At 69.9% G+C, this 13,703-nt stretch carries 12 protein-coding genes; 6 read left to right on the forward strand and 6 right to left on the reverse strand.

Annotated elements, in window-relative coordinates; all coding sequences use genetic code 11:
- Position 1: 1 nt before the first annotated feature.
- On the reverse strand, positions 2-157 hold the full coding sequence (locus tag OG430_RS23240) for a hypothetical protein (protein ID WP_327354503.1): 156 nt from the start codon (positions 155-157) through the stop codon (positions 2-4).
- Between the two features lie 111 nt (positions 158-268).
- Positions 269-1,330 (reverse strand): PucR family transcriptional regulator, encoded by a 1,062-nt coding sequence (locus OG430_RS23245; protein ID WP_327354504.1) that lies wholly within the window; start codon positions 1,328-1,330, stop codon positions 269-271.
- Positions 1,331-1,556: 226 nt separating this feature from the next.
- Here OG430_RS23245 and OG430_RS23250 point away from each other — a divergent pair, with 226 nt between their 5' ends.
- From OG430_RS23250 to OG430_RS23275, 6 genes are all read left to right on the forward strand, one after another.
- Positions 1,557-1,970 carry a hypothetical protein gene (locus OG430_RS23250; RefSeq protein ID WP_327354505.1) on the forward strand — a complete coding sequence of 138 codons (414 nt, stop codon included), beginning with the start codon at positions 1,557-1,559 and terminating at the stop codon, positions 1,968-1,970.
- A gap of 71 nt (positions 1,971-2,041) precedes the next feature.
- A complete protein-coding gene (locus tag OG430_RS23255; protein ID WP_327354506.1) occupies positions 2,042-4,114 on the forward strand; it encodes an SPFH domain-containing protein in 2,073 nt (690 codons plus the stop codon).
- 125 nt (positions 4,115-4,239) lie between these two features.
- On the forward strand, positions 4,240-9,111 hold the full coding sequence (locus OG430_RS23260) for a DNA repair ATPase (protein ID WP_327354507.1): 4,872 nt from the start codon (positions 4,240-4,242) through the stop codon (positions 9,109-9,111).
- Positions 9,112-9,118: 7 nt separating this feature from the next.
- Positions 9,119-9,568 carry a hypothetical protein gene (locus OG430_RS23265; RefSeq protein ID WP_327354508.1) on the forward strand — a complete coding sequence of 150 codons (450 nt, stop codon included), beginning with the start codon at positions 9,119-9,121 and terminating at the stop codon, positions 9,566-9,568.
- Complete coding sequence (locus OG430_RS23270) at positions 9,534-9,761, forward strand: hypothetical protein (protein WP_327354509.1); 228 nt, start codon at positions 9,534-9,536, stop codon at positions 9,759-9,761. Before OG430_RS23265 ends, OG430_RS23270 begins: the two co-directional genes overlap by 35 nt.
- A 137-nt stretch (positions 9,762-9,898) precedes the next feature.
- Positions 9,899-10,357: a CBS domain-containing protein gene (locus tag OG430_RS23275; protein ID WP_327354510.1), complete on the forward strand. Its 459-nt coding sequence runs from the start codon at positions 9,899-9,901 to the stop codon at positions 10,355-10,357.
- 17 nt (positions 10,358-10,374) lie between these two features.
- On the opposite strand, the gene OG430_RS23280 is transcribed toward OG430_RS23275, so the two are convergent.
- From OG430_RS23280 to OG430_RS23295, 4 genes are all read right to left on the reverse strand, one after another.
- Complete coding sequence (locus tag OG430_RS23280; protein WP_327354511.1) at positions 10,375-10,713, reverse strand: STAS domain-containing protein; 339 nt, start codon at positions 10,711-10,713, stop codon at positions 10,375-10,377.
- Positions 10,714-10,850: 137 nt separating this feature from the next.
- Positions 10,851-11,414: a hypothetical protein gene (locus OG430_RS23285; protein ID WP_327354512.1), complete on the reverse strand. Its 564-nt coding sequence runs from the start codon at positions 11,412-11,414 to the stop codon at positions 10,851-10,853.
- Positions 11,415-11,594: 180 nt separating this feature from the next.
- On the reverse strand, positions 11,595-13,040 hold the full coding sequence (locus OG430_RS23290; protein WP_327354513.1) for a flotillin family protein: 1,446 nt from the start codon (positions 13,038-13,040) through the stop codon (positions 11,595-11,597).
- A gap of 87 nt (positions 13,041-13,127) precedes the next feature.
- A complete protein-coding gene (locus OG430_RS23295; RefSeq protein WP_327354514.1) occupies positions 13,128-13,637 on the reverse strand; it encodes a hypothetical protein in 510 nt (169 codons plus the stop codon).
- Positions 13,638-13,703: the final 66 nt, after the last annotated feature.

Here is a 13,703-nt window from a genome sequence, read left to right on the forward strand (position 1 = left end):
GCTAGCGGCTGTTCAAGACGAACATGGCGATGATCGCCGCGATCGTAGTGATCACGATGAGGGCGAGGCCAAGCGGATTACGGTGGTTGAAGACGTAGCGACTGGTGCCCCAGCGGCTACGGATGAATACCGGCTCGTGGTCGTCGTGTCCGCGCATGGGACGGAGCGTAGGTGCCTGCGGCGAGGCGGTCACTGCCAGCTTCCGGCAGCGTATGGCGCTCGCTGAGTGCCATTGGCGCCCGTTCGGACCCAACGGGATCCCTTGCTCTCACAGCTCCTTGTCCGGCCAGTCCAGCAGACGCGCCCCGATCACCGCCGTCTGCAGCGTGTACCGGTGCGTGGGGTCGCTCGGGTCGTAGCCGGTCAGGGTGTGGATGCGTTCGAGGCGGTACGTCATCGCCCTCACGCTCAGCGCCAGTCGGCGGGCGGCTTCGGCGGCTACGCAGCCGGTGTCGAAGTAGGCGGTCAGGGTGTCGATGAGCGGCTGGGCGCCGCCGCGCGCCTGCCGCAGGGGCCCGAGGGCGCTGACCACAAGGTCGGTCATGGCCTGGCGGTCGCGGGTGAGGACCGGGTAGACCAGCAGGTCGGCGGCGTGCAGGATCGGGCCGTCCAGTTCCATGCGCTCGGCGAGGTCGAGGGCGCCGAGGGCCTCTTCGTAGGAGTGGACGACGCCGCCGGCCCCCGGGTGGGCGCGGCCGATGCCGACGCGGCCGCCGTCGGTGGCGGCGTATGCCTGCTTGGCGAAGTAGGTCAGTACGTCTGATTGGTCGCCGGGGGCGATGCAGATCAGGCGGCCGTCCTTGGTCGTGAGCAGGATGCTCCGGTTGCCGAAGCGGGCGGTGAGCGAGGACTCGATCTGGCGGGTGACGGGGTAGCCGTCGGCATACGGTTCGGGGCCCTGGGCCACGGCGACCGCGTGGGCATGGGAGAGGAGCAGGCCGAAGCGTTCGGCGCGTTCGGCCAGGCGGCCCAGGTCGCTGCGGCCGTAGAGGAGGTCGTCGATGAACTCCCGCCGCGCTGCTTCCTCTTGGCGGATCGCGAGGCGTTGGGCACGTTCGTGGCCTTCGGCGAAGGCGTCCACGGCCTGCTCGACGGCCGCGAGCAGGTGCTCCGCGTCCGCCGCGGTCAGCCGCGGACGGACCTCCTGGGCAGCGGCCAGGTGGGCACGCACGAGGGCACGCAGTCCAAAACCCGCGTCCGCTGCTTGCTCTCCACGGGATCGGAGCGCTTCGAGTTCGTCGCGGCTCAGGCGGCGGCCGGTGGCACAGGCGTCCGACAGACACTGGGCATACCCCGCCAGATGCTCCTCCGGTATTTCCGCCCCTGTCATGCCCCTCCTCGGATCCTGACGCACTGGTGACGTGTTCCTGATGTGCGGCGAACAAGGATGGCACGGTGGCTTCGGTGGGGTGCCTCCGGCATCAAAGACGCATAAAGACTGCCGGTTGACGGCAATGCGCCGGGGCTTACGCTGCTGCGATCATCCACCTGGAGCGGCACTGAGGGCCGTTCTGGTGCCGGGGACCGGCAAGCGCGCACACATACGGGGGTGACCGATGGGCGAGTTCTTTGATGCCGCCGTCAGGTACCCCACGGTCCTGTTCACCATTCCGGTGGTCGCCATGGCCGGGTTCTGGCTGCTCGTGCTGTTCGGCGCCACCACGTGCCGTGTCTTCGACGGTGATGTGGACACCGATGCGATGGCTCTCGGCAGGGTGCCGGTCGCTGTCGCGGCGTCGTGCCTGGTCGTCATCAGTTGGTCGGCCACGCTCCTGGGCTCCCTGCTGATCGCCTATACCGAGGGGCCGCTGCTCCTCATGCGTGCGCTCGCCGCGCTGCTGCCTGCCGTGTCGCTGTTCCTGGCCTGGAAGGCGACCCGTGCGCTGATGCGTCCGCTGGCGAAGCTGTTCCCTGATGAACCCGGGGCGGACCGACGACCCCACGCCGCCCGATCCCGTCGCGCCGCCTGAACTCACCGCAGCTCTCCCGCTCTTCGCTGCACGCCTCCGCTCTTCTCTCATCTCTCACACGGGGATTTCTCATGGATGCCACCACCGTGGGCATCGGCCTGTCCGCTGCCGCTGTCCTGCTCGTCGTCGCCGCCGTTCTGTTCGCGCTCAGCCGCCTGTTCCGCAAGGTCGAGCAGGGCAAGGCCCTGATCGTCTCCAAGCTCCGCAAGGTGGACGTCACCTTCACCGGGCAGGTCGTCCTGCCCGTACTGCACAAGGCCGAGATCATGGACATCTCGGTGAAGGCCATCGAGATCACCCGGGCCGGCAAGGAAGGGCTGATCTGCCGGGACAACATCCGCGCGGACATCCGGATCTCGTTCTTCGTACGCGTCAACAAGACCGCGCAGGATGTCATCAAGGTCGCCCAGGCGGTCGGCACCGCGCGGGCGAGCGACCGGGCCACGCTCCAGGAGCTGTTCCACGCGAAGTTCTCCGAGGCGCTCAAGACCGTCGGCAAGCAGATGGACTTCACCGACCTCTACACCAAGCGCGAGGAACTGCGTTACCAGATCATCGAGTTGATCGGCGTCGACCTCAACGGCTACCACCTCGAGGACGCGGCGATCGACTACCTGGAGCAGACGCCCCTCACCCAGCTCGACCCGGCCAACGTCCTCGACGCCCAGGGCATCCGCAAGATCACCGAGCTGACGGCGATCGAGCACGTACGCACCAACGAGTACCAGCGCCACGAGCAGAAGGAGATCACCCGCCAGGACGTGGACGCCCGCGAGACGATCCTGGAACTGGAGCGCCGCCAGGCGGACGCGGAGATCAAGCAGCGCCGCGAGATCGAGACCGTACGGGCCCGCGAGGAGGCGGAGACCGCGAAGGTCGTCGAGGAGGAGCGGCTGCGCGCGCAGGGCGCGTTCCTGCGCACCGAGGAGCAGCTCGGCGTGCAGCGCGAGAACCAGGCCCGCGAGGTGGCCGTCGCCGCCAAGAACCGCGAGCGGGTCATCGCCATCGAGAACGAGCGGATCGAGAAGGACCGCATGCTCGAAGTGATCGCCCGTGAGCGGGAGACGGAGCTGACCCGGATCGCCGCCAACAAGGAGGTCGAGACCGAGAAGCGGGACATCGCCGAAGTCGTGCGGGAGCGGGTCGCGGTGGACCGTACGGTCGCCGAGCAGGAGGAGTCCATCAAGCGGCTGCGCGCCGTGGAGGAGGCCGAACGGCAGCGGCAGGCCGTCGTCATCGCCGCCGAGGCCGAGGCGCAGGAGAACCTGGTCAAGGACATCAAGGCCGCCGAGGCCGCGGAGACCGCCGCCGTCCACCGGGCCGCCGAGGAGATCACCCTCGCCGAGGCCCGGGTCAAGGCCGCCGACCTGGACGCCCGCGCCAAGACGCGTCTGGCGGAGGGCATCCAGGCCGAGGCCGCCGCCGAGGGACTGGCCGCCGTGCAGGTCCGCGAGAAGGAGGCCGACGCGATCGAGAAGACGGGCCGCGCGGAAGCCGAAGCAACCGAGGCCCGGCTGCGCGCCGAGGCAGAGGGCTCCCGGGCCAAGGCGCTCGCGGAGGCCACCGCGATCGGCGAAAAGCTGAAAGCAGAGGCCGAGGGCCTGAACCAGAAGGCCGTGGCCATGGCCGCCCTGGACGACGCGTCCCGTGGGCACGAGGAGTACCGCCTTCGCCTGCAGGCCGAGAAAGACATCCGCCTGGCCGGCATCGAGGTACAGCGGCAGGTCGCGGAGGCGCAGGCCACGGTCCTCGCGACCGGCCTGGAGAACGCCGACATCAGCATCGTCGGCGGGGACTCGGTCTTCTTCGACCGTCTGGTTGGCTCGATCGCACTCGGCAAGGGCATTGACGGGTTCGTACAGCACTCGCAGACCGCGCAGGCACTCGCCGGTCCCTGGCTGAACGGCTCTGCGTCCTTCACCGAGGACCTGACCAAGATCCTCGGGTCGGTGTCCACGGCGGATGTGCAGAACCTGACCGTGTCGGCGCTGCTGATGAAGCTGATGAAGTCCGGCGGTGGAGCTCAGGCCGGACCGCTGAAAGAACTCCTGGAGAAGGCGGGCCAGTTGGGCCTCGCCGACCTGCCGCTCAGCGAGCTCTCCGGCCCGGCGCACGCCTCACACAACGGCGCCTCCCGAGCCTGACCGCCCACAGGGGAGCGGTCAGAGGTGCCGGAGCTGCCGCACGGGGGGCGGCGGCTCCGGCACCTGAATCAACAGGCGCCGGCAGATGAATCACCAGGCATCGGGACACGAGGGAGTCGCAACACATGGAGACCGGCATGGAGGCGACGCAGGCGAAGGGCATGGACGCCGGCACGTACGAGGTGCTGCGCGACCGTCTGACCGCGCAGGCCACCGAACTGGCCCGGCGCGCCGAGGCCCTCAACGCGGCCCGGACCGCCGAGTTCGGCTCGACCGAGCTGACCCTCACCGGCACCGCGCAGCTGCGCACCGACTCCGCCCGTGTGCTGCGCGATGCCGTCGCGGTCGGCCGCCGACTGCTCACCGGGGCGCGCACACCGCTCGTGCCGGGAGCGACGACCGCCGTCGGGGATGTCTTCGCCCTGTACGACCGTGACCTGAACCGGCTGCCCGACGACGCCGTCCCCGGTCTCCTCGACGACCCCGCGTTCGTCCGTGAGTTCACCGCCCTGCACCGCTACTTCCAGGGCTCACAACTGCTCCAACTACACCATGTCGACGGCAAGTTGCTGGCCGTGTTCCAGGCGGGTGAGCAGCTTGACGACATACGCGTACTGCGCTGGGCCGTCACCCGTGACGGCGTGCGGTTCCTGGACGCGCGGGGCGAGCGCGACCACGTCTTTCCCGCGCCGCACGACTTCGAGTGGACCGAGGCCACCCGTGACGACCACGTCCTGGGCCGCCACCCACACGTCACCATCGACGACGGCGCGGTCTACGTCTCCACGGTGGGCGGCACCCTCACCCTCAAGGCGGAGAACGACACGGAGACAGGCGACGGCATTCACTCCGAGCCCGTCGCCGAGCCGCTGCAGTCCCTCGCGGATGCGGAGATGGCGTATGCCCGCGTGGGCGTCCTGGTCCTGCTGCGTGTCCGCCCGTACAAGGAGGACACCTACCGCCACCTGGTCTTCAACACCGTCACGCAGGGCGTCGTCCGCCTCGACGGCATCGGCCGGTCCTGCCGTCGGCTGCCCGAGGACCAGGGCATCGTCTTTCCCGGCGGCTACTACCTGGCCACCGGCGCGGTGAAGACCTTCGACACGGACACCTCCGAGAAGGCGTCGCTGGAGTTCGAGCGGACCGTACGCTCCCCGAACGGCGAGGACGTGCTGTACGCGTACCACGCCCGGAGCGAGGGCCGCAGCCTGCTGCTGCCGTACAACCTGATCCGCAAGGAGGTCGCCAACCCCCTTTCCTGTCACGGGTACGCGCTCTTCGACGACGGCGCGATGACCGTGCTGCGGGGCAGCGGCGACGAGCCCGCGCAGATCCATCCGCTGCAGCTCTGGCAGACGCCGTACGTCGCCGACACCCACACCGCGCCCGTGGGCAGCGGCCCGCTGTCCCGGCTCGGCAACGCCGACCTGGTGCGCGGAATCTCCGACTGTCTCTCCATCGCCCGCCAAGCGATCGAGACCACGGAGACCAGCGGCGTGTACGAGACGCTGGCCGCCTCGTGTGTCCGCGCCGCCGACGCCCACCACTGGCTCGGGGATGCCGAGACCGGTGATCTGCGCACCCCGCTCGACGAGCTGCGGACCACCGCCGAGCAGGTGCTCACCGAGTTCGAGACCGTCAAGGTGCTGACGCGGCAGGCCGCCGAGGCCCTCGCGGAGTCGGCTGCGCAGATCGCGCGTCTGGTACGCCGCATCCGGGGCGAGGCACCCGCCACCGCCGAGGAATGGGTCTCGCGCATCACCGAATTGCGCCAGGCACAAGGCCACTTGGTGACGCTGAAGGAGCTGCGGTACGCGGACACCGACCGCATCGACACCCTGGCCGAAGACGTCGCCGCCGACATCGACGGCGCGGCGCAGCGGGCCATCGCCTTCCTACAGCGCGAGGACGCCTTCGTCGACTACCACCAGGAGATCGAGCGGCTGACCGCCACCGCCGAGGAGATCTCCACGGTCGCCGAGGCGGCACCGGCCGGCGACCGGCTCGACGCGGTGACCACCGGCCTGCGTACGCTCGCCGAGGTCGTCACCGGCCTCGACATCGGGGACGCGACCGTACGCACCACCGTCCTGGAGCGGATCGCCGAGGTCCTGGGCGGCGTCAACCGCACCCGGGCCGCCCTCACCGCACGCCGCAGGGAACTCCTCGACCAGGAAGGCCGGGCGGAGTTCGCCGCCGAACTCGCCCTGCTCGGCCAGTCGGTCACCGGCGCACTCGCCGCATCCGGCACCCCGGAAGCCTGTGACGACCAACTGAGCGCCCTGCTCGCCCAGTTGGAGACGCTGGAGTCCCGTTTCGCCGAGCACGACGACTACCTCGCCGAGCTCGCGGACAATCGCACCGAGATCTACGACACCTTCACCGCGCGCAAGCAGACCCTCCAGGACGCCCGCGGCCGCCGCACCCAGCAGCTGGCCGACTCGGCGGCCCGCGTCCTGGAGACGGTCACGCGCCGCGCGGCCATGCTCGAATCGCCGGACGCGGTCAACGCGTACTTCGCCTCCGACCCGATGGTCGCCAAGGTCCGCCGCACCACGGAAGAACTGCGTGAACTCGGCGATCAGGTACGGGCCGAGGAGCTGGCGGGCCGCCTCAAGTCCGCCCGCCAGGAGGCCGGTCGTGCGCTGCGCGACCGCACCGAGCTGTTCGCGGACGGCGGGGCGACGCTCCGCCTCGGCCGGCACCGGTTCGTCGTCAACCGGCAGGCCCCAGAGCTGACACTCGTCCCGCACGAGGACGGCCTCGCGTTCGCCCTGACCGGCACCGACTACCGCTCCCCCGTCACCGACCCCGCCTTCGCCGCCACCCACCCCTACTGGGACCGGCACCTGCCCTCCGAGTCCGCGGACGTGTACCGCGCCGAGTACCTGGCCGCGCGCCTGCTCGCCGAGCACGGTACCGAGGCCCTGGCCGAAGCAGACCTGCCCGCACTCGTACGGCAGGCTGCCGAGGCGGCGTACGACGAAGGCTACGAACGCGGCGTGCACGACCACGACGCGACTGCGATCCTCACCGCAGTGCTGCGACTGCACGACGGTGCGGGCCTGCTGCGCCACGCGCCCTGGGCACGAGCCGCGGCCGCCCTGTTCTGGGCGCACGGCACCACCGAGGAGGAGCGGACAGCATGGACCCGGCGTGCGATGTCGCTCGCCCGCGCCCGGGACACCTTCGGCCTCGCCCCCGCAATCGGCGCCTTCGAGGCAGAGCTGGCGGCCGTCGCGGGAGGCGCCGAGGCCGGTGCGTACCTCTTCGAGGAGCTGAGCAGCGGCCCATCCGGGTTCGCCGTATCCTCTGCCGCCCGCACCTTCCTGGACAAGTTCCGCCGTGCGGTGGGTACTTCGGCGTACGACGAAGACCTGGACGCCCTGGAAGACCTGGCCGCACGGCAGCAGCTCGTCGAGGGCTGGCTGTCCTCCTACGCCTCCTCCTCGGGCGAGAACATCGACGGCGGGGATCTCGCCGAGGCCGTCGCGGTCGAGCTGTGCCCGGCCCTGCAGTGGTACGACGCGGACGGCGAGACCGCAGCCGCCGTCACCGGCCTGCTCGGCACGCACCCCCGCATCACTGGGCGGGCCCTGCCCCTGCGCCTCGATGATTTCCTCACCCGTACAAGCGAGTTCAGCACCTCTGCCGTGCCCGGATTCCGCGCCTTCCAGCAGCAGCGGGGTGCGCTGGTGGCCGCCGAGCGCACCCGGCTGGACGTGGATGCCCACCGCCCGCGCGTCATGTCGTCGTTCGTACGCAACCGGCTCGTCGACGAGGTCTACCTGCCCCTGGTCGGCGACAGTCTCGCCAAGCAGATCGGCGCGGCGGGCGACGCCAAGCGCACCGACAGCAGTGGCCTGCTGCTACTCATCTCCCCGCCGGGATACGGCAAGACAACGCTCATGGAGTACGTCGCCGACCGCCTCGGGATGCTCCTGGTCAAGGTCGACGGGCCCGCCCTCGGCCACACCGTCACCTCTCTGGACCCCGCCGAGGCGACGAACGCCGCCGCCCGCCGGGAACTGGAGAAGATCGCCTTCGCGCTCGCCGCGGGCAACAACACCCTGCTGTACCTGGACGACATCCAGCACGTCTCACCCGAACTGCTGCAGAAGTTCATCCCGCTGTGCGACGCGACCCGCACCCTGAACGGCCGTGACCTGCGCGGCAAGCGGTTCGCGGTGTGCATGGCCGGCAACCCCTACACCGAGTCCGGCACCCGCTTCCGCATCCCCGACATGCTCGCCAACCGCGCCGACGTATGGAACCTGGGCGACGTCCTGACCGGCAAGGAGGACGCCTTCGCCCTCAGCTTCATCGAGAACGCCCTCACCTCCAACCCGCACCTCGCCCCACTGGCCGGCCGCGACCGCGCCGACCTGGAACTCCTCGTACGCCTCGCCTCCGACGAGCCGACCGCCCGACGCGACCGGCTCACCCACCCGTATGCCCCGGCCGAAGTCGACGCGATTCTGGCTGTGTTGCGGCACCTGCTCACTGCTCGCGCCACCGTCCTCGCGGTCAATGAGATGTACATCGCCTCTGCCGCACAGGGCGATGCGGCCCGTACCGAGCCGCCGTTCCGCCTCCAAGGCTCGTACCGCAACATGAACAAGATCGCGGCCCGGATCTCCCCGGCCATGAACGGCGCGGAACTGGCTGCCGTCATCGATGACCACTACACGGCCGAGGCCCAGACCCTCACCACCGATGCGGAGGCCAGCCTCCTCAAGCTCGCCGAACTGCGCGGCACTCTCACCGCCGAACAGGCCGCCCGCTGGGCCGAGATCAAGGCCGCGTACGTACGCCACCGCACCCTGGGCGGCCCCGACGAAGACCCCGTCGTGCGGGCCGTCGCCGCCCTTGGCCTGCTCGCCGACCGCATCGCCGCTGTCGAGACGGCCATCGCGCGCGCCGCCGATCCGCGGCAGCTGCTGGCCAATCCGACGGCACGGCATGCGGCTCGCACGGCGGGCGAAGGCGGGGGGTGACGGTCCAGTGGCGTACGTCCTGGCGCTCTGGTGGATCACCGGAGTGCCCTTCATGACCTGGAAGGTCGTCCAGCTCTGGCGGAACGCGGACCGGGTGGAGTTCTTCATGCTCGCCTTCACCTGCCTGCCCTTCGGCAAGGAGGTACGCCGAGGCAGAGTCCGTGCTCTGGGGGCCACGGTGGTGACGCTGTGGGGAGCCGCGCTGCTGTTCTTCCTGGGGCTGTACGACGTGGAGTTGACCGGAGCCTGGCCGATTGTCGGCCTCGTCGCGGCGGTGGCCCTGCTCGGCGGGTTCGCCTGCGACCTGACCGTCGTCCTGTTCAACAGACCCAAGTGGATCGTCCCGCCCCACATGCGCTCCGAGGCCGGCGTGATCGCGGCCAGGCGGGCGGTCCGGGCGAAGGAGCCCCGCAGGAGGAGTCATGGCCAAACCCGTGCACGCCGCACTGAACGGTAACTGGATCTCCTGCCTGATCTGCGGCAGCGACCGGTTCCGCAAGCGCTATGTGCAGCTCAACAGCTTCGGCATGGAGTTCCTGAAGCTGGCCTGGGCGGACGAGTCGGCCACCGGTCTCATCTGCTGGCGCTGCGGCTACGTCCACCTCTTCGTCAACCGGAACATCGAGGTGTACCGCGCCAGGAGGAAGTGACAGGGTCGGCACCCGATCCAGCCTGCTGCCCGCGGCGGTGACGTATGAGTCGAGTCAATGTGCTGGCCCAACTCCCGCGCGAGGAAGACGCTGGCGTCAGGATGCAGGTAGCGGACTGAACGAAGGAGGTGCCGGCCGTGCGCGCACGTGATCTGGCGGTGGCCTACGAAGCGGTGAGCGTCGACAGCGACGCGATGGCAGCGGCCCGGCTGATGGCCGAGCACAAGCTGCCGGGACTACTCGTCGTGGACGAGCGAGGTGAGCCGAGGGCGATCCTGCCCGCCTCCCAGATGGTGAAGGTGCTGGTCCCCGCCTATGTGGTCGAGGATCCGACCCTGGCCGCGGTCGTGGACGAGAAGCACGCCGACAAGCTATGCCAGGCGCTGGCCGGACGTACCGTGGGCGACTGTCTGTCGAAGACCGCCGGGCCGCCGCCGGTCGCCGATCCGGACGACACCGCGCTGGAGGTGGCCGCGTTGATGGCCCAAGTCCGCAGTCCGCTGGTGGCGGTGGCGGAGCGGGCGAAGGACGGCACCCACCTCCTCGGGGTGATCACTGCCTCGCATCTGCTCCACGAGCTGCTTGGCGCCACCTGACCGATGTCCAGGAGGCTCTACGGCTCCTCCGAGAGGTTGTGCGCACCTCGCAGTGCACGGACCAGGCCGACCTGGAACAGCATCGCCCGAACCTGCGGACCGGCGTGGGTGACGATCAACCGCGTGGGGGTGGACCGCAGGGTGCGCAGCACCGTGAAGAACGCGAGGCAGCCGTCAGCACTGAGGTGGCGTACGTCGCGCAGGTCCGCCTCGAGAACATCTGGGTGGACGGAGAGTGCGGCCAGCAGGTGCTGAGCGGTTCCTTCCGCGTTGCCCTTGTCGATGTCGCCGCCCAGACGCACCACTACGTGGCCGCCGTCCGGCCGGTGACGACGGTGAAAGGGCCAGGGTGACATCGCACGCTCCGGGGCAGGTCGGTTCGCTTGCCGACCAGACTTCCCGGCGCACCTGGCGGCACCCTAACCCGTGTGCATGACCTCGGCCCGGCACACGACTCCGGACCGCACGAACCACGCTGAACCGGCGGACACCCTCACCACTCAAGTCCTGAGGTATGGAGTATGGCTCGGAGGTTCTCCCTGTCCGCCCTGCGGCCCAAAGCCTCCAGCGCCGAGGTATCGCACCGGAGTATTCCGTCCGCCCTGGAGCTGCGTACTCCCTGATCCACCCAGTGCCGCAGCACCGGGTTGGCCTCCAGTGCCCGTGGGTCGAAGTGCACTCGCCCGCCGTACACGTCCCTCAGCAGCACCCGCTGCGCGACTCCGCCGGACAGCTCCACCCCTACCAGCAGGTCCGTCCGCACCCACCGGGTGAAAAGCAGCCCGCGCACGGACAGCCACCCTTCCCCAGCGGTCAGCCGCGGCGGCACGAGCACCACGAAGAGCAGCCCCCCGAGCCCCACCCACACACTGGCCCGTGCCAGCGTGAGGCCGTGCGTGCCCCAGTCGAGGAGGAGCAGTGCCGCAACGAGCAGAGCGCTCCAGCAGACGTCGCTCCTCGCCTCCCGGGACCACGAGCGGTCCTCGACGACAGGGGCGGGCAAGCCCCTGCCGGGCGAACTCCACGGTCGCGGCGAACGGCGCAAGTGGTCAGCCACACGGTCACCGTAGGGGCATCCATGGCGGATGTCCCTGCCCTTGACGAGGGATCACTCGCAGGAGAGATCGTCACGCGCACGCAGGGTCCGGGTCATCGGTGACCGAGCCGAGAGCCGAGGCGCCGTGCGTGGCCCCGGCCGGTTCACACGTCCGGCCGGGGCTCTCCCACGCACAGTGGCTCAGTCGGCGATCTCGATCTTTCCGTTCGCCGTCGTCGGCGCGGTGGTCGGCGCCGGCACCGTGGCCGGGGCGGTGCCCTTGCCGCCGGTGATGTTCTTCAGCAGCTCGGCGAGGTCGACTCCGGTGGTGGAGCTGAGGAGTTCCATGCCCTGGGCGACGTTGTCGGTGACCGTGCGCGAGAGCTGGCTCGCCCCGTCCGTGGAGATCACGGTCATCTTGTCGATGGCGCTGAGCGGTTCGGACGCCTTGGCAACGACCTGCGGCAGCACCTCGACGAGCATCTGCAGCACGGCCGCGTCGCCGTACTGGGCGAAGGCGTCGGCCTTCTTCTGCATCGCCTCGGCCTCTGCCGAACCCTTGGCCGCGATGGAGGCGGCCATGGCCTCGCCCTCGATGCGTACCGCGTCCGCGAGGGCCGCGCGGTGGGCCTTCTCGCCCTCGCCGGTGAGGCGGGAGCGCTGGGCGTCCGCCTCGGCCTGCTTGACCAAGGCGATCCGGCGGGCCTCGGCCTCCTGCTCAGCCTGATAGCGGGCGGCGTCGGCGGGCTTGCGGACCTTGGTGTCCAACTCGCGGTCGGTCAGCGCGGCCTGCCGCTCGGCGACCTTCTCCTGCTCGGCAAGGACTTCCTGGTTGCGGGCGGCATCGGCGAGCGGGCCTGCCGCGTTCGCTCGGGCAGCGGCCTCGTCGGTCTCCGCGCGGATCTCGGCCTGCTTCAGGGCGAAGGTCCGCTCGGCAATCGCGATCTCTTCGGCCGCCTTGAGTCGGGCCTGCTCCGAAGCACGCCGAGCGACTGCCTCGGCGATGTCGGCCTCCTGCTTGGCGCGGGCTGCCTCCGGGCGTCCGAGGTCTTCGAGGTAGGAGCCCTCGGTTGTGATGTCCTGGATCTGGAAGGCATCCAGGACCAGTCCCTGACCGGACAGGGATGCCTCGGCCTCCTCGGCGACCTGCCCGGCGAACGCGGCGCGATCGCGGATGATGTCCTCGACCGACATCCGGCCCACGATCGCGCGCAGCGCGCCGGACAGGACCTCCTGGGTGAAGCCGACGATGCCGTCCTGCTGCATCAGGAATCGCTGGGCGGCGGCCCGGATGGAGTCCTCGGTGCCGCCGACCTTGACGATCGCCACACCTTCGAGGTTCGACTTCACTCCGCGCAGGGTGACCGCGCCGCGCACGGCGATCGGGATGTGCCGGGACGACAGGTCGAGGGTGAACTTCTGCTGCAGGAAGGGCACGACGAAGACCCCGCCGCCGACCACGACCTTCTGGCCACTGTTGTCGGTGAAGACCCGTCCCGTCTCGGGATCGGTGGACCTCTTGCCGCGCCGGCCGGTGACGATGAACGCCTCGCTCGGCCCGGCGACCTTGTAGCGGGTGACGACGACAAGTGCGAGCAGCACCAGGAGTACGACGACTCCCACCACTGCGAAGGCCACTGAACTCATGGCGAATTCCCCTCTGCCTCCCCGGGGGTCGGCGATTCGTATACGTAAATGCGCGAGCCCGGCCAGCCGGTTGGCGGTCGAGGCCGGTCAGCGCTGGACGGGACGGACCGCGACCGAGGTGGGGGACAACGCCTGCTCCACCCACACTTCAGTGCCTCGCGCCACCGGCACCGTGCTGCGTGCGGCCAACTTCATGGGCTGCCCGGCAAGTTGGAGCAGTACCTCGCCATATCCATCGGCCGGGATCGCGGTGACGACGCTGCCCGCCGACCCGACAAGATCGGTGCCGCGCGGAGTCACCGCGCCGTCGTCGCGCATCAGCGCCCGGCTGGCCTGCCACACCAGCCAGCCCGTTGCGGCCCCGGCGCCCGCACCCACAGCACTGGCGAGTCCGGCTCCCAGGCCGGTCGTGCCCAGAGTCAGCGCCCCGCCGAACCCGAGCATGGAAACGAATCCGGCGATCACCGGCAGCGACAGCCAGCCGTCGAACAGCCCGTCGAGCACCCCGTCCAGGAAACCTTCGAGCACCCCGTCCAGCACCAGGGAAAGAGCAAGGAGGACGACCCCCGCGATGCCGAGACCAAGAAACCAAGCCATCGCTTCCGCCTCCTCGCTCATTCCCTGAATCCCCCGCAATGCCCTGGCACTTCTTCCCCCGTGGGC

It is taken from the genome of Streptomyces sp. NBC_01304 (genome assembly GCF_035975855.1).
Taxonomy (GTDB): Bacteria; Actinomycetota; Actinomycetes; order Streptomycetales; family Streptomycetaceae; genus Streptomyces.

What these genes read in the sequence shown, in the direction of transcription:
- OG430_RS23270 (WP_327354509.1), top strand. Translation starts at nt 9,534, where the DNA reads ATGGCCAAACCCGTGCACGCCGCACTGAACGGTAACTGGATCTCCTGC.
- OG430_RS23250 (WP_327354505.1), top strand. Translation starts at nt 1,557, where the DNA reads ATGGGCGAGTTCTTTGATGCCGCCGTCAGGTACCCCACGGTCCTGTTC.
- OG430_RS23240 (WP_327354503.1), bottom strand. Translation starts at nt 157, where the DNA reads ATGCGCGGACACGACGACCACGAGCCGGTATTCATCCGTAGCCGCTGG.
- OG430_RS23245 (WP_327354504.1), bottom strand. Translation starts at nt 1,330, where the DNA reads ATGACAGGGGCGGAAATACCGGAGGAGCATCTGGCGGGGTATGCCCAG.
- OG430_RS23255 (WP_327354506.1), top strand. Translation starts at nt 2,042, where the DNA reads ATGGATGCCACCACCGTGGGCATCGGCCTGTCCGCTGCCGCTGTCCTG.
- OG430_RS23295 (WP_327354514.1), bottom strand. Translation starts at nt 13,637, where the DNA reads ATGGCTTGGTTTCTTGGTCTCGGCATCGCGGGGGTCGTCCTCCTTGCT.
- OG430_RS23290 (WP_327354513.1), bottom strand. Translation starts at nt 13,040, where the DNA reads ATGAGTTCAGTGGCCTTCGCAGTGGTGGGAGTCGTCGTACTCCTGGTG.
- OG430_RS23260 (WP_327354507.1), top strand. Translation starts at nt 4,240, where the DNA reads ATGGAGACCGGCATGGAGGCGACGCAGGCGAAGGGCATGGACGCCGGC.
- OG430_RS23280 (WP_327354511.1), bottom strand. Translation starts at nt 10,713, where the DNA reads ATGTCACCCTGGCCCTTTCACCGTCGTCACCGGCCGGACGGCGGCCAC.